The organism is Paraburkholderia sp. CI2 (assembly GCF_014201055.1).
Lineage (GTDB): Bacteria > Pseudomonadota > Gammaproteobacteria > Burkholderiales > Burkholderiaceae > Paraburkholderia > Paraburkholderia tuberum.
Window position 1 is genome coordinate 1 of the sequence record NZ_JACHDL010000050.1, and the last position, 15,000, is coordinate 15,000.

15 protein-coding genes (1 of these 15 only partly in view) are annotated in these 15,000 nt (G+C 61.3%); 14 read left to right on the plus strand and 1 reads right to left on the minus strand.

Translation table 11 applies throughout. The features are described from left to right. The 13 genes from HDG32_RS35290 to HDG32_RS35350 all read left to right on the plus strand — a co-directional run. The coding region (locus HDG32_RS35290; RefSeq protein WP_311540590.1) for a citrate/2-methylcitrate synthase at positions 1-243 on the plus strand (243 nt) is incomplete at its 5' end. A 115-nt stretch (positions 244-358) separates the two neighbouring features. After that, positions 359-1,501, plus strand: a complete 1,143-nt coding sequence (locus HDG32_RS35295) for a Re/Si-specific NAD(P)(+) transhydrogenase subunit alpha (protein WP_184074408.1) — start codon at positions 359-361, stop codon at positions 1,499-1,501. A gap of 23 nt (positions 1,502-1,524) precedes the next feature. Continuing rightward, on the plus strand, positions 1,525-1,866 hold the full coding sequence (locus HDG32_RS35300; RefSeq protein ID WP_184074410.1) for an NAD(P) transhydrogenase subunit alpha: 342 nt from the start codon (positions 1,525-1,527) through the stop codon (positions 1,864-1,866). Then, the gene (locus HDG32_RS35305) at positions 1,866-3,317 is read left to right on the plus strand and encodes an NAD(P)(+) transhydrogenase (Re/Si-specific) subunit beta (protein ID WP_184074412.1); all 1,452 of its coding nucleotides are present in this window, start codon (positions 1,866-1,868) and stop codon (positions 3,315-3,317) included. The genes HDG32_RS35300 and HDG32_RS35305 overlap by 1 nt, the downstream gene beginning before the upstream one ends. 8 nt (positions 3,318-3,325) lie before the next feature. Beyond that, the gene (locus HDG32_RS35310) at positions 3,326-3,637 is read left to right on the plus strand and encodes a high-potential iron-sulfur protein (RefSeq protein WP_184074414.1); all 312 of its coding nucleotides are present in this window, start codon (positions 3,326-3,328) and stop codon (positions 3,635-3,637) included. A gap of 115 nt (positions 3,638-3,752) precedes the next feature. Beyond that, positions 3,753-5,036 carry a methyl-accepting chemotaxis protein gene (locus HDG32_RS35315; protein ID WP_260336717.1) on the plus strand — a complete coding sequence of 428 codons (1,284 nt, stop codon included), beginning with the start codon at positions 3,753-3,755 and terminating at the stop codon, positions 5,034-5,036. A gap of 589 nt (positions 5,037-5,625) precedes the next feature. Further along, positions 5,626-5,808, plus strand: a complete 183-nt coding sequence (locus HDG32_RS35320; protein WP_184074418.1) for a hypothetical protein — start codon at positions 5,626-5,628, stop codon at positions 5,806-5,808. Positions 5,809-5,914: 106 nt separating this feature from the next. After that, positions 5,915-6,814: a LysR family transcriptional regulator gene (locus HDG32_RS35325; protein WP_184074427.1), complete on the plus strand. Its 900-nt coding sequence runs from the start codon at positions 5,915-5,917 to the stop codon at positions 6,812-6,814. A gap of 105 nt (positions 6,815-6,919) precedes the next feature. Then, on the plus strand, positions 6,920-7,594 hold the full coding sequence (locus tag HDG32_RS35330; protein ID WP_184074429.1) for a histidine phosphatase family protein: 675 nt from the start codon (positions 6,920-6,922) through the stop codon (positions 7,592-7,594). Between the two features lie 26 nt (positions 7,595-7,620). Continuing rightward, the gene (locus tag HDG32_RS35335; RefSeq protein WP_184074420.1) at positions 7,621-8,637 is read left to right on the plus strand and encodes a phosphotransferase; all 1,017 of its coding nucleotides are present in this window, start codon (positions 7,621-7,623) and stop codon (positions 8,635-8,637) included. A gap of 87 nt (positions 8,638-8,724) precedes the next feature. Beyond that, positions 8,725-9,489 (plus strand): SDR family oxidoreductase, encoded by a 765-nt coding sequence (locus HDG32_RS35340; protein WP_184074422.1) that lies wholly within the window; start codon positions 8,725-8,727, stop codon positions 9,487-9,489. Between the two features lie 61 nt (positions 9,490-9,550). Beyond that, a complete protein-coding gene (locus HDG32_RS35345) occupies positions 9,551-10,801 on the plus strand; it encodes an acyl-CoA dehydrogenase family protein (RefSeq protein WP_184074424.1) in 1,251 nt (416 codons plus the stop codon). A gap of 740 nt (positions 10,802-11,541) precedes the next feature. Next, positions 11,542-13,086, plus strand: a complete 1,545-nt coding sequence (locus HDG32_RS35350) for a TolC family protein (protein ID WP_221307970.1) — start codon at positions 11,542-11,544, stop codon at positions 13,084-13,086. Between the two features lie 348 nt (positions 13,087-13,434). Here the strand turns inward: HDG32_RS35350 and HDG32_RS36060 are convergent, their stop codons facing one another. Then, positions 13,435-13,812, minus strand: a complete 378-nt coding sequence (locus tag HDG32_RS36060; RefSeq protein ID WP_221307971.1) for a hypothetical protein — start codon at positions 13,810-13,812, stop codon at positions 13,435-13,437. Positions 13,813-13,963: 151 nt separating this feature from the next. Between HDG32_RS36060 and HDG32_RS36065 the strand changes: the two genes are divergently transcribed. After that, positions 13,964-15,000: part of a hypothetical protein coding region (locus tag HDG32_RS36065; protein ID WP_221307972.1), annotated on the plus strand (this coding region is incomplete at its 3' end). The annotated region continues 1,184 nt past the right edge of the window; the window shows 1,037 of its 2,221 annotated nt.

Below are 15,000 nucleotides of genomic sequence, written 5' to 3' on the forward strand. Positions count from 1 at the left end.
ATCGCGCTCGAAGACGAATACTTCGTGTCGCGCAAGCTGTACCCGAACGTCGACTTCTACTCGGGTATCGTGCAGCGCGCGCTGGGCATTCCGACCTCGATGTTCACGTGTATCTTCGCGATGGCGCGTACGGTCGGCTGGATTGCGCAGTGGAACGAAATGATCGCCGATCCGGAACAGAAGATTGGTCGTCCACGTCAGTTGTTCGTCGGAAACGGTGCTCGCAGAGTAGCTGCTCGCTAGTTCGTATGCGGACATTGTCAACTTGTCCCTGTGATGCGGATTTGCCGTCTCGCGTGACGGCAAATCTGGCTCGTTTCATTTAATAAAACGTTCCCACGACGTCGAAAGAGGGTATATGCACATCGGAGTGCCAGCCGAGACGCGCGCGCACGAAACCCGCGTCGCCGCGACGCCCGAAACGGTCAGGAAGTATGTGACCCAGGGCCACCGGGTCACGATCCAGAGCGGCGCCGGCACCGGCGCCAGCTTTCCTGACGATGCCTTTACGGCCGCCGGCGCGGAGATCGTCGACGCGGCGACCGCGTTCGGCGCCGATCTCGTCCTGAAGGTCCAGTCGCCCACCGACGCCGAATTGCCGTTGCTCAAACGCGGCGCGGTGCTGGTCGGCATGCTCGATCCGTTCAATACCGAAAACTCATCGAAGCTCGCCTCCGCGGGTGTCACCGCCTTCGCGCTCGAAGCCGCGCCACGCACCACGCGAGCACAAAGTCTCGACGTGCTGTCGTCGCAGGCGAACATTGCGGGCTACAAGGCGGTTTTATTGGCCGCCACGCTCTATCCGCGCTTCATGCCGATGCTGATGACCGCGGCCGGCACCGTGAAGGCCGCGCGCGTGCTGATTCTCGGCGCTGGCGTCGCGGGCTTGCAGGCGATCGCGACCGCCAAGCGTCTGGGTGCGGTGATCGAGGCGTCGGACGTGCGGCCGGCCGTGAAAGAGCAGATCGAGTCGCTCGGTGCGAAGTTTCTCGACGTGCCCTACGAAACCGGCGAGGAGCGCGAAGCCGCGCAAGGCGTCGGCGGCTATGCGCGGCCGATGCCGCCTTCATGGCTGCAACGCCAGTCGGCGCTGGTCCACGAGCGCGCCAAACAGGCGGACGTGGTGATCTCCACCGCGTTGATTCCGGGCCGCGCCGCGCCGACCTTGATTTCAGTGGAAACCGTGCAGGCGATGAAACCCGGCTCCGTACTGGTGGATCTCGCCGCCGGACGCGGCGCGGAGTATGAAGGCCGGCGCGGCGGCAACTGTCCGCTGACCGAAGCGGACCAGGTCGTCACGAAACATGGTGTGATCATCGTCGGCTATACGAATCTGGCCTCGATGGTGCCCGCCGACGCGTCGTCTTTATACGCGCGCAATCTGCTCGACTTCCTCAAGCTGATCATCACGAAGGAAGGGACACTCACCATCGATCTCGCGGACGACATCGTCGCGGCCACGCTGCTGGCCCGTGACGGCGAAGTCACGCGCAAGGCCTGAGCAACCACTAAAGGAGAACGGCGATGGAAGTCGTCAACCACACCGTCATCAATCTGATCATTTTCGTGCTGGCGATTTACATCGGCTACCACGTGGTCTGGAACGTCACGCCCGCGCTGCACACGCCGCTGATGGCCGTGACCAACGCGATTTCGGCGATCGTGATCGTCGGCGCAATGCTCGCCGCGGGCCTGACTTTGGGCACGCCCGGCAAGTTCTTCGGCACGCTTGCCGTTGCACTCGCAGCGGTCAACGTGTTCGGCGGCTTTCTCGTCACACGACGAATGCTGGAGATGTTCCGCAAGAAAGAGCCGAAGAAGCTCCCCGCTGACAAGGCACAATCCACGACCAGGGAGAACGCGTAATGAGTCTGAACGTCGTCACGCTGCTTTATCTGGTCGCGTCGGTCTGCTTCATCCAGGCGCTTAAAGGGCTGTCGAATCCGAAGACGGCGCGCATCGGCAATACCTTCGGCATGGCCGGGATGGCGATCGCGATCCTCACCACCATCGCGCTGATCATCAAGCAGGCGAACGGGCTCGGCTCGAACCTCGTTCTGGGTCTCGGTCTGCTGCTGGTCGCGCTGGTGGTCGGCGGCGCGGTGGGCGCGTTCGTCGCCGCGCGCGTCGAGATGACCAAGATGCCGGAACTGGTCGCGGCCATGCACTCGCTGATCGGTCTCGCGGCCGTGTGTATCGCGTATGCGGTGGTGTCGGAGCCGGCCGCGTTCGGCCTCGTCGATCCGGAGAATACGGCGCCGGGTTTCCTGCCGTACGGTAACCGTATCGAGCTGTTCATCGGCACGTTCGTCGGCGCGATCACGTTCTCGGGTTCGGTGATCGCGTTCGGCAAGCTGTCGGGCAAGTACAGGTTCCGGCTGTTTCAGGGCGCGCCGGTCGTGTACGGCGGCCAGCATCTGATCAACCTGATGCTGGCACTGGCGATGCTCGGCTTCGGCATTCTGTTCTTCCTCACGCAGTCGTGGCTGCCGTTCATCATCATGACGCTGATCGCGTTCGTGCTGGGCGTGCTGATCATTATTCCGATCGGCGGTGCGGATATGCCGGTGGTGGTGTCCATGCTCAACTCGTACTCGGGCTGGGCGGCGGCGGGCATCGGCTTCTCGCTGAACAATCCGATGCTGATCATCGCGGGTTCGCTGGTCGGCTCATCCGGTGCGATCCTGTCGTACATCATGTGCCGGGCGATGAACCGCTCGTTCTTCAACGTGATTCTGGGCGGCTTCGGCAACGAGGCGGGCGCGGCGGCCGCAGGTGGTTCGGCCGAGCAGCGTCCGGTGAAATCCGGTTCGGCCGACGATGCGGCCTTCATGCTCGGCAATGCCGAAACCGTGGTGATCGTGCCGGGTTACGGGCTGGCCGTGGCGCGCGCGCAGCATGCATTGAAGGAGTTGACCGACAAGCTCGTCGAGAAGGGTATCGAGGTGAAGTACGCGATTCACCCGGTGGCCGGCCGGATGCCGGGACACATGAACGTGCTGCTCGCCGAAGCCGAAGTCGCCTACGACATGGTCTATGAAATGGACGATATCAACGGCGAGTTCGGCCAGGTCGACGTGGTGCTGGTGCTCGGCGCGAACGACGTGGTGAATCCGGCGGCGAAGAACGATCCGAACTCGCCGATCGCGGGCATGCCGATCATCGAGGCTTATAAAGCGCGCACGGTGATCGTCAACAAGCGTTCGATGGCAGCGGGCTACGCCGGGCTCGACAACGACCTGTTCTACATGGACAAGACGATGATGGTGTTCGGTGATGCGAAGAAGGTGATCGAGGATATGGTTAAGGCGGCGTAACGACCTGCATGAAAACATCTCGCCGTACTTTTATGATCACGACCGCCGGTGTCGCTTCGAGTCTGGCACTTTCGAGCCTTGCATTCGCCGATTCGCCAAAGTTATCGGACACTGACTCCACGGCTCAGGCACTCGGCTACAAGTCCGACGCGACCAAGGTCGACAAGGCGAGGTACGCGAAGTACGCGGCCGGTCAGATCTGCGGGAATTGCACCTTCTATCAGGGCAAGCCGAGCGACGCGTTCGCGGCTTGCCCGATGTTCGGAGGCAAGCAGGTCGCGGGCAAGGGCTGGTGCAGTGCCTATAGCAGGAAAGCCTGACGTAGCCGACCGTATCGGCGGTTTCTGAAGCGTCACATGGCAACGCCAGTAAGAGGCGCGGCAGCAGGACGGCAAAACCAGATAGTTCGTAAAACGAAAGTAAAAGGCTGGCCGTATGGGAGCTTTCGCGGGGACAATCCGGTTCAAGGTCATGCTGACGCTCAGCGTCTGCGTGGCGCTGATGGTGGTTATCGGTCTCATGGGTCTGCGCGGTCTCGCAAGGCTCAGCGCCGACATGGGCAGCATGTATTCGGCGAGTACCGTGCCGATCGAAGATCTCGCCGCGATGCAAGCGGCGGCGCTGAAGATCCGCCTGCAGATGCGTTACATCCAGGCGTTGCACGAACAGGAGAGGGCGGCGGATCTCGTGGCAGATATCGGCAAGGAGCAGAAGAAGCTCGATGTGGCTTGGCGTGACTACTATCCGGCAAAGATCGCGACGACGGATGAGCTTAGACTGGCCGACCGGGTAGCGAAGGTCCTGGCCGCCTTCCGGACGCAATCCGACGACATTGTCGAGGTGCTTCGCTCCGGCAATCTGGACATGGCGGCCTTCTCGATCGACGAACTGACTGAAACCGGCGACGCGTTGTCCGACGCAATCGGTCGCACCGTTGTGCATACGATCAAGGGGTCGAGTGATGCGATCCAGCGTGCATCGAGCCAGATAGCGGAAGGCAGCGCGGACCTATCGTCTGGCTCGAGGCGGCAGGTTTCCTCGCTTGAGGAAACTGCGGCGAGCATGGGCGACCTGATCCTGTCGGTTCAACGCAATGCGGATCATGTTCGCCAGGCTGCGGAGTGTGCCAACGCGGCGTCGCTCGCGGCCGATACGAGCGCGGCGGCGGTCGAGCAGATGCGCGGCACGATGGGCACGATTTCGGCCAGCTCGGCGAAGATCGTGGAAATCACCGCGCTGATCGAAGGGATCGCGTTTCAGACCAATATTCTTGCGCTGAACGCCGCCGTCGAGGCGGCGCGTGCCGGTGAGCACGGCAGGGGGTTCGCTGTCGTCGCAGGGGAGGTGCGCAGCCTCGCGCAACGGGCGGCTAATGCGGCGAAGGAAATCAAGGTGTTGGTCAGCAACTCGGTCGAGTCCATCTCGGGCGGGGCCGCACATGCCGACCGGGTGGCACGTGCCATGGAGGACGTTCGGCGTGCGATCCAGCGCGTGGTCGAAATCAACGACAGCATCTTCGAAGCTTCAGAAGAACAGCGCGGCGGGATCGGGCAGGTGAACGATGCGGTGAATCGCATGGATCAGGTGCTCCGCAACAATGCTGCCGTGGTCGAGCAGGCCGCGCAGGCGGCGCTCTCGCTGGAGGACCAGGTCGCCGCCCAGCGGTGTGCGATTGCAGTCTTCGAGGTCCGCTCGCAGGCATGCGGCACAGCGACCTGAGCTTGGGCGACCAGGGTTTCGGGCGCTGATAATGCCAAGGCGCTCGACGCGAGTTTCATGGAGACCGCCATCTTCCTCGTGCTGGAGGAATCGTCGGACGTAAGAAACGGCTAGCAACCGGAATGCCACCACGGCGGCCAGAAAAGACAGGGTATCCCCTGTCTATTTTGTTCGCCATTATTTTGTATCATGACCTATGTTTAGTAACGTTTCATATAGGCGGTGTGTCGGGCACGGACGCTGATGGCAGGAGCCCGGTAGATCGCCGGCCGTGGGTGCTGAAGGTAAAGGAGTAGGAAATGAGCAGCAACGTAGAGTCTTTGCGAAGCCTGATCGAGAAATGGCTTGCCCCCACGCCGGCCTCGCCGATCAGTTTGACCCGGATGAATTACGCGAAGTCGCGGTCTATGCGATGTGTACGTGTGGAGTCGCTTCGGGCGTCGGGAGCCCTGGCGATTTTCTTTTTCCGCCACGACGACGGATCGTGGTGCGTGTTTCCTCCCGAGCCGCGGCGGCCGGCAATGCGAGCTTGTCTGTAGGCCGGGTAAGGAAAGCCGGCGCATGCGTCGACATTTGAGTGGAGGTTGCGATGGATATCGAAAAGATTGCGAACGACTCGGGTATGCTGCTCGTGCTCGAAGGCCGGATCGGCCGTGAAGAGTACAAGAGCGTGTACGGATCCCTGCATGCTTTGCAGCGCTTTGCCAACAACATTCGCGAGCTGGTCGCCAGCGAAGCCTGTTCCGAGATGCTGCACGCGGAAACGAGCTAAGGCGCCATGCGGCGCGGCGATGCCGCGCCGGCGCAAGGACTGCAAGAGAAAGGTGGTCGCGAACCGCGCCACCAGGGTCCGGCAGCGTCGATCAGGAAATGCCATCGTGCCTTTGTCAAAGATCGATCTGAATCTGTTCGTCGTTTTCGAGGCGATCTACAGGACGCGCAATCTCACGCGCGCCGCGGAGATGCTCTTCATCACGCAACCCGCCGTCAGCAATGCGCTGGCGCGCATGCGCAAATCGCTCAACGATCCGCTATTTGTCAGCACCTCGACCGGCATGGCGCCGACGCCCCTCACGGAGAACATCATTGGGCGGGTGCGCGAAGCGCTGCAGCTGCTTGACTCGAGCGCGCACGCGGGCGAGCAGTTCGACCCGGCGGCTTCTGAACGCGTGTTCCGGCTCAGCATGACAGACCTGACCGAAGCGCTGTTGCTGCCCGGGCTGGAAGAGGTGTTGCAGCGGCTGGCCCCGGGCATCCGTATTGAAAGCTACTTCACTCCCCGAAGCAACATTCCGGATGCGCTGGCCAACGGCGCCGTGAATCTCGCCATCGACGCCCCTCTGATCGATGACCCTCACCTCGAACAGGCGCCGCTGGGCCGGGATCGATATGCGTGCATGCTGCGCCACGATCAACCGTTCGCACGCAAGAAACTGTCGATGGACGATTACCTCAGGCTCGGCCATATCCACGTCTCGAGCCGGCGGCAAGGCCTGGGGCTCGTCGACGCCGAACTCAACAAGCTCGGCGTCAGGCGAACGATCCTGACGCGCGTGCAGCACTACCTGGTTGCACCGTTGATCGCAATGCGTACGGACCTCGTGCTGACCGCACCGCTCATGCTGCTGCAACGCTACGATGCCCGCATCCTCGAGCTGCCGTTCGACCTGCCCGAGATGGAGTCGCGCTGTTACTGGCACCGCAGTGCCGCTGAAGATCCGGCGCATCGCTGGTTGCGAGAACAGGTCACCCGCCTGATGGGAGAGACGAGCGCATAGCGGGGTAGTGTTATCACCATATTTTATGACGCGTAATCACAATAATAAATTTTTGGAATGATATCGAGCTGCGTATGCTGTCGATCAGGACCTATGAGGGATCGCATGGCAGAACTCCATTTGATACGGCATGGCCAGGCGTCCTTCGGCGCCGAGAACTATGACCGGCTCTCAGACATCGGAACGCGCCAGGCGCGTTGGCTTGGCGAATACTTTGCCGATTCCAAACTGTGTTTCGATCGCGTCGTCATTGGCACGATGCGGCGCCATCGGCAGACGGCGGATGCGATTCTTGAAGGATTGGGCAGTCCTGTCGTCGAGATGACGCAACATGCCGGACTGAATGAATACGACTTCGATGCGCTCTATCGGGCGGCGGGTGACGACAACCCGGCATTGAGCGCGCTCGCGCAAGGCACTAAGGGAGACTTCTACGTCGGTCTCAAGCAGGTGCTCCACCTGTGGTCGGAAGACCGGCTTCCCGGTCCCGTCCCGGAGACGTGGCAGCAGTTTCAGGGGCACGTTCGGGATGCGCGGCTAGCGATCCAGCGCGGCGGTGGTCAACGCGTGCTGCTGGTCAGTTCGGGCGGCCCGATCGCGGTTGTCGCACAGCAGGTGTTGCAGGCGCCGGACGCCACCGCCATCGCGCTCAACATGCAGATGCGAAACAGCAGCGTCTGCCAGTATTTCTTCAACGCTGATGCGATGTCGCTAGCCAGCTTCAATTACGTGCCTCACCTCGATCGCCCCGAGCGCCGCGAATTCGTCACCTATGGTTGACCCCGTTTCAGGATGTTTTGCACCTCATGAACGATAACCTTTATTTCGACGCCGACAAACTCTCCCACTACCTCGCGTCGCACGTGCCGGGTTTCGAAGGCCCCATGACCGTGGAGAAATTCGCCGGTGGGCAGTCGAATCCGACGTTCCTGCTGCACGCGCGCAGCGGCCGCTACGTGCTACGCCGGCAGCCGCCGGGAACGTTGCTGAAATCGGCGCATGCCGTCGACCGTGAATTCCGCGTGCTGGCCGCACTTGCAAATACACCGGTGCCGGTCGCCCGAGCGTTGCATCTTTGCGAAGATCGCGATGTGATCGGCAGCCTGTTCTACGTGATGAGCTACAAGGAAGGGCGCATTTTCTGGAATCCGGCGCTGCCAGAAATGGCGGCCGGCGAGCGCGGCTCGCTTTATGAATCGCTGATCGAAACGATGGCAGTCCTGCATGACGTGGACGTTGATGCAGTCGGGCTGTCGGACTATGGCCGCAGCGGCAACTATTTCGAGCGTCAGATCGGTGTATGGACCAAGCAGTATCGCGCCGCGGAGACCGGGACGCTGCCGGCGGTGGACGCGTTGATCGAGTGGCTGCCCGCGCATTGTCCTGCCGAATCGGATCGACCGTCGCTGGTGCACGGCGATTTTCGCCTCGATAACCTCATATTCGAGCAAAACGCGCCAACAGTCCGCGCGATTCTCGACTGGGAATTGTCAACGCTCGGCAACCCGCTGGCAGACCTAGCGTACTTCTGCATGTGCCTGCGGCTGCCCCCTGAGGGGTATATCACCGGGCTCGGCGGGCTGAATCGCAACTCACTGGGCATTCCCGACGAACCGGCCCTGGTTGAGCGCTACTGCCGGCGTCGCGGGATTTCGTCAATCGCAGACTGGAACTTCTACCTGGCGTTCAGCTTCTTCCGGCTCGCAGCGATCGCGCAGGGCGTCAAGAAGCGGGCGCTGGACGGCAATGCGTCGAGCGACAAGGCGCGCCAGGTTGGTGAGATGGCCGGTACGCTCGCGCAGATGGGCGTTGATCTTCGTTGACCTTTGATGCGGACGGGATGTGCACGCGTTGGTGGCGTGTGTGAGGAATCGGCAGGATTCAGGTGACCCCGAATATTGGAGACAGTTGTGACGACGAATTTATTTGATCTGACGGGAAAGATTGCGCTCGTGACCGGTGCGAGCCGCGGCATTGGCGAGGAAATTGCGAAGCTGCTCGCCGAGCAGGGCGCGCATGTGATTGTCTCGAGCCGCAAGCTGGAGGACTGTGAAGGTGTGGTCGGCGGGATCCGGTCGGCCGGCGGGAGCGCGCAGGCGCTTGCATGCCACGTCGGCCGGGTTGACGACATTCTTCTTGCATTCCAGACCATCCGCAGCCAGCACGGGCGCCTGGATATTCTGGTCAATAACGCCGGCGCAAATCCGTATTTTGGGCATGTGCTCGATACCGATCTGGCGGCGTTCGAAAAGACAGTCGAGGTGAACCTGCGCGGCTACTTCTTCATGTCTGTCGAGGCAGGCAAGCTGATGCGCGATAACGGCGGCGGGGCTATCGTCAATACCGCGTCGGTCAACGCGCTGCAACCGGGCGACAAACAGGCCATCTACTCGATCACGAAAGCCGCCGTCGTCAATATGACGCGTGCGTTCGCGAAGGAGTGCGGCCCGCTGGGTATCCGCGTGAACGCGCTGCTGCCAGGGTTGACGAAGACCCGTTTCGCCGGCGCCCTGTTCGAGGATCAGGAAACTTATGATCGTTGGCTCTCGAAGATTCCACTGCGCCGCCACGCGGAGCCCCGCGAAATGGCGGGAACGGTGCTGTATCTGGTTTCTGGTGCGGCCAGTTATACGAACGGCGAATGCATTGTCGTCGACGGCGGTTTGACGATCTAGCCATTGGCGGCAGGCACGGTCTCAGTCGTTTCAAGCGGACATTTTGCAAGGAAGAATCATCATGGATTTTGGCTATACCCCCAAGGTCGAAGCGTTGTGCGAGCAGTTGCGCGCCTTCATGGATAAACACATCGTCCCGCGCATCCGGCAGTGGCACGATGAGGTGAACCAGGGGCAGTACCCTGTGTCGTTCATGGAGTCGCTCAAGGAGCAGGCTCGTGCCGAGGGCCTGTGGAACCTGTTCCTGCCGTATCTGCGGGACGACGAGCCGGGCACGCGGCTGACCAATCTGGAATACGCGCCGCTCGCGGAAATCATGGGGCGGGTGTCGTGGGCGTCGGAAGTCTTCAACTGCAACGCGCCCGACACCGGCAACATGGAACTGCTGCACATGTTCGCTACGCCTGCCCAGCGTGACCAGTGGCTGACGCCGTTGCTCGATGGCAGGATTCGCTCGGCTTTCGCGATGACGGAACCTGAGGTCGCGTCTTCGGATGCGACCAACATTACGACCTCGATTCGCCGGGACGGCGACGACTATGTGATCAACGGCCACAAATGGTTCATCACGAACGCCGCGCATCCCCATTGCAAGTTGTTCATCGTGATGGGCAAGACCGACCAGCAGGCACCAGCGCACCGGCAGCAGAGCATGATTCTCGTCCCCAGGGACACCGCAGGTGTCGAGATCGTGCGCAACATAACGGTGGTCAATCACGTTGCGCCGGAAGGGCACTGCGAGATCGTGTTCCGCGATGTTCGGGTACCGGCAGCCAATCTGCTCGGTGAAGAGGGCAGCGGTTTCGCGCTGGCTCAGGCGCGTCTTGGACCGGGGCGCATCCACCACTGCATGCGCTCGATCGGCGCGGCCGAGCTTGCTCTCGAATTGATGGTCGAGCGCGCTCAGTCGCGCACGACGTTCGGCAAGGCGCTGCATGAGCACGGCGCGGTCGGCGAATGGATCGCGAAGTCGCGCATCGAAATCGAGCAGGCGAGGCTGCTCGTGCTGAAGGCGGCCTGGATGATCGACCGGGTTGGGGCCAAAGAAGCGCGCAAGGAGATCTCGATGATCAAGGCGCTCGTGCCAACGGTGTACGCCAATGTTTGCGAGCGAGCGATGCAGGTTTTCGGTGCGATGGGACTGAGCCCTGATACGCCATTGGCCGACAACTGGACCTGGGCACGCGCGCTGCGCTTTGCCGACGGTCCAGATGAAGTGCATTTGCAAGGCATTGCGCGCATGGAAATCAAGGCACGGCCGTACGTTGCCGGAGCAACCAATGCCTATCTGATAATGCCTGCACGGGACTGACCGCGGCGAGTGGCCGGGCGACGTCAACGTGTTGCGGCACCTTGCCGAAGAATACTCCTCGTCGCGAATTCACGACGCGCGCCAAACAGATTTCGCAGCACCGACAGCATGCCCACGGGAACGAGACGGATGGGCATGGTTCGCGATGCTTGCATGGCTGTGCGAGTTCGAAAATTCAATCAGAGAGAAAGGCTTCATGGCTATCTCCGTGCGAATCTCAAGAACATAAATGAGATGGTACGGGAATAACATTTTGCATTGTATCGAACCAGTCAGAAATGATGCTGCTCCCAGGAATTTCGACTGCGGCAGGAAATCGTGTGACAACTTCACTGTTCGGCACAGCCATGAACGTGCCCTATCCGCACCTCGCCGCACGCCTGTTCAACACGCCGCTCTCGCGCCAACGGTTCGATGAAAATAGGCGAGCAATGGGTTGGCCACTGTCGATACGGGCAGCCCTATCTGGTCAGACAATCGCGCGCGGAAATCAGTGCTTGCGAAAGACTGCGAACGAAAAATTCGTACCAGTCTCACTATGTTGTCGCGGCTGTCTGATTTCGCGGGGTGACCGATATCCGGACAATTGGAGCCAGTACGAAATCTCGTGTTTCGTTCACCAAGGTCACCCGAATTAGCTGAATCGATCCTTTAAACGACGAGCATTGCTTCATTGTTTTCTGAGTCTGGATTGCGGTTCGGGTGTCGCACCACATATTTCAATCTAACCGGTTACGATCATGACTCGAAACGATTTTCCTGACGTACAGGCTGCCGCGCCCCTCACCAACGGGGATGGCCTCTCCGGTTTGCGGCTCCGCCCCCTGTCATGGCTGGTTTCGTCGCTGCTGGTCGTGCTCGCCTTGCCGGCGAGTGCCATTGCGGGCGCTCAAACGAAGTCTGATCTGGCGCTGGCGAGCGATGCAGCAACTGCAAGCAGATCGACTCCGGTCGAGATTAAACAGCCGTCGACCCCGGGAAGCCATGCTCCTCCGGTGACGTTCTCACAGTGGCTCGAAACGCAACCGTCCAGTAGCGAGGGAGGGCCTCCGGTGGATTCCGCCACGCTGCGCCGTATCTTCCTGAGCGCCGTCGAGGAAGCGGAGAAGCGCAGTCCCGAAGTCGGGCAGGCGTATGCCGCCTACGAAGCCGCGAAATCAGACGTCGACGAAGCGAAAGGCTTGCGGTGGCCGCAAGTTGACATCGGTTCGCAGACACAGGGTGTGCAATTTGGTCCCGGTAATCGAAATGGCTCCAACAACGGGAACGTAGTGACGGCGAACGTCACGACAACGGTGTACGACTGGGGGCGCACAAAGAACACAATCGGAAGTCGTGAACAACTCTCGGATGCCGCGCTCAGTAGTTATGTAGCGGCCCGCAATCAGAATGCGTTCGAGGTGACGAGCACGCTCGTTGAACTGGGCAAGCAGCGCACGATCGTTGACGTGAGCCAGCAATTTGTTGAGCGTATGGCCACGCTCGTGAAGATGCTCAGCGAAATTGTGGCTGTCGACCGTGGTCGCGGCAGCGAACTCACGCAGGCCAAGGCGCGTCTGCTGCAGGCTGAAGCTGCGCGCGATTCAGCGCAAGCGAAGGCACGTGATGCGGAACTGGCGTTGCAAAAGCTGCTGGGCGAAAGCGTACCGCCGATTCCGCACGCGCGCGACTGGCCGCTCCAACCGGGCAATCTGCCGCAACTCCTGGAGCGGGTGAATGCTCATCCGAGCTTGCATCAGATTCAGTCCGAGGCAAATGCGGCCGACCTGAATGCCAAAGTGGTGAAAGCGTCGGGCCTGCCGTCGGTGAATTGGGTTGTCAATGCGAATGCCGGAATCGGAGGCACGGGCGCGGGACAACGTGCGCCATGGCAAACCATGTTGACGCTCAACTGGGCGGCATTCCGCGGCGGTTCGACGCAGGCGGCGACGGCTGCGGCAGGGCACCGGGCACAGGCTTCGTGGCAGCGCCTCGACCAGCAGCGGCGTGACCTCGAGTATGGCATTCGCACCGCGGATCAGGATGCGCACACCATGCTCAGCCGTGCGGAGCAGTACAAACGCCTCTCCGCTGAAACCGATCAGGTGCGCAAGGCCTTCTTCGAACAGTGGTACCACCTGGGCAAACGAACCCTGCTCGATGTGCTCCTTGCGGAGAACGATCACTACGGCAACAGCGTGAGCGAAGTGACGAACCGGTTCGATGGCTACGCGGCGGTACTGCGGGAGCACACATCCGCGGGTTCGCTGGTTGACTGGCTGGAGACCGGGCGCTCCAGCGGTTAGGTGTTGCGAATCAGAGCCGCACCGGATACAGGGCTTCGCGATGGGCTGCCTTCCTTTCTGGATGGCGGCCCTTTTTGCGTCTGGCGCACAGACGAGAAACGTCGGACAACTGCCTGTTTAGCCCTTACGCAATCGTGCATAGGCACCGCTGCTCGCGATTCCCGTGCCGGGAAATGCCTCGTTCCTGTCTCGTCAAATTCGAACTCGTCATATTTCGTTTTATTGCTCACTCATCAAGAATAGGGGTAGAGCAGCACTCTTGCGACTGCCATGTCGCCATTTTCTATCTATACGCTGGCCAGGTGGGCCAACATACGCACTCAAAGAGGCACTACTATGAGTACCAGTTCAGTGAAGCTGGCCGTTGTCGACGGCAGCACCATCAAGCAGACTGTTGAATTGCGCGGGTCCGCGCAAGGCGCTCCCGTTCGTGTAAGCGCCATCAAAGGTGGCAAATTCATTCTGGCCGAGAGCAAGACCGGCCACGGCCCCGAAAACATTACCGTGCGACGCTCCGGCAAGAATCTTCTGGTCAGCCTGGAAGGGGCGGAGCTCGACCAGCCGCAACTGATCATTGAGGACTTCTACGGCAATGAAGGCGAGCTGGTCGGCCTGGGTGAAGACGGGTCGTATCACGAATATATCGCTGCGGACGGCGAGGATGATCGTGAGGCCGCTTTTCTTGTGGATGGCGCGGACTCGCCTCTGGTTCTGGGTGCGGCGCAACTGAACGGTTTCGGCGCGAATCTCGTCGCCGCGCCGGGTGTCGGTCTGGTGGGCTTCGGCCTCCTGGGCCTGGGTGCGCTTGCCGCGCTGGGTGCGGGGATTGCTGCCGCGAGCGGTGGTGGTAATGGCGGCAGCGCTCCTGCTGTAGTGGATGAACAGACGCCGCCGGGTGCAGTTGACGACGATACGGATGCGGACGCTGATTCCGATGCCGATGCAGATGCAGATGCCGATGCAGATGCAGATGCAGATGCCGATGCCGATGCCGATGCTGACGCGGATGCGGATGCTGATGCTGATGCAGATGCCGATGCCGATGCCGATGCTGACGCGGATGCGGATGCGGATGCGGATGCGGATGCTGACGCCGATGCGGACGCGGATGCAGATGCGGATGCGGATGCGGATGCGGATGCCGATGCTGATGCGGATGCGGATGCTGACGCGGATGCGGATGCTGACGCTGATGCCGATGCCGATGCGGATGCGGATGCGGATGCGGATGCGGACGCCGATGCGGATGCGGACGCTGATGCAGATGCTGACGCCGATGCGGATGCCGATGCCGATGCGGATGCCGATGCCGATGCAGACGCGGATGCTGATGCTGATGCTGATGCTGATGCTGATGCTGATGCCGACGCGGATGCCGATGCGGACGCCGATGCGGACGCCGATGCGGATGCGGATGCGGATGCGGATGCGGATGCGGATGCGGATGCCGATGCGGATGCGGATGCCGATGCGGATGCGGATGCGGATGCGGATGCCGATGCGGATGCCGATGCGGATGCGGATGCGGACGCGGACGCGGACGCGGATGCGGATGCGGATGCCGATGCGGATGCCGATGCCGATGCTGACGCGGATGCCGATGCGGATGCTGACGCGGATGCTGACGCGGATGCGGATGCCGATTCCGATGCGGACGCCGATGCCGATTCCGATGCGGACGCCGATGCGGACGCCGATGCGGACGCCGATGCGGATGCGGACGCTGATGCTGATGCTGATGCTGATGCTGATGCGGATGCTGATGCGGATGCGGATGCGGATGCGGATGCGGATGCGGATGCTGATGCGGATGCTGATGCGGATGCTGATGCGGATGCTGACGCGGATGCTGACGCGGATGCCGATGCTGACGCGGATGCCGATGCGGATGCGGATGCCGATGCTGATGCTGAT

Excerpts from the sequence above, each read along its gene's own strand:
- HDG32_RS35310 (WP_184074414.1), top strand. The coding sequence starts at position 3,326 with ATGAAAACATCTCGCCGTACTTTTATGATCACGACCGCCGGTGTCGCT.
- HDG32_RS35320 (WP_184074418.1), top strand. The coding sequence starts at position 5,626 with ATGGATATCGAAAAGATTGCGAACGACTCGGGTATGCTGCTCGTGCTC.
- HDG32_RS35330 (WP_184074429.1), top strand. The coding sequence starts at position 6,920 with ATGGCAGAACTCCATTTGATACGGCATGGCCAGGCGTCCTTCGGCGCC.
- HDG32_RS35335 (WP_184074420.1), top strand. The coding sequence starts at position 7,621 with ATGAACGATAACCTTTATTTCGACGCCGACAAACTCTCCCACTACCTC.
- HDG32_RS35305 (WP_184074412.1), top strand. The coding sequence starts at position 1,866 with ATGAGTCTGAACGTCGTCACGCTGCTTTATCTGGTCGCGTCGGTCTGC.
- HDG32_RS35295 (WP_184074408.1), top strand. The coding sequence starts at position 359 with ATGCACATCGGAGTGCCAGCCGAGACGCGCGCGCACGAAACCCGCGTC.
- HDG32_RS35345 (WP_184074424.1), top strand. The coding sequence starts at position 9,551 with ATGGATTTTGGCTATACCCCCAAGGTCGAAGCGTTGTGCGAGCAGTTG.
- HDG32_RS35315 (WP_260336717.1), top strand. The coding sequence starts at position 3,753 with ATGGGAGCTTTCGCGGGGACAATCCGGTTCAAGGTCATGCTGACGCTC.
- HDG32_RS35300 (WP_184074410.1), top strand. The coding sequence starts at position 1,525 with ATGGAAGTCGTCAACCACACCGTCATCAATCTGATCATTTTCGTGCTG.
- HDG32_RS35350 (WP_221307970.1), top strand. The coding sequence starts at position 11,542 with ATGACTCGAAACGATTTTCCTGACGTACAGGCTGCCGCGCCCCTCACC.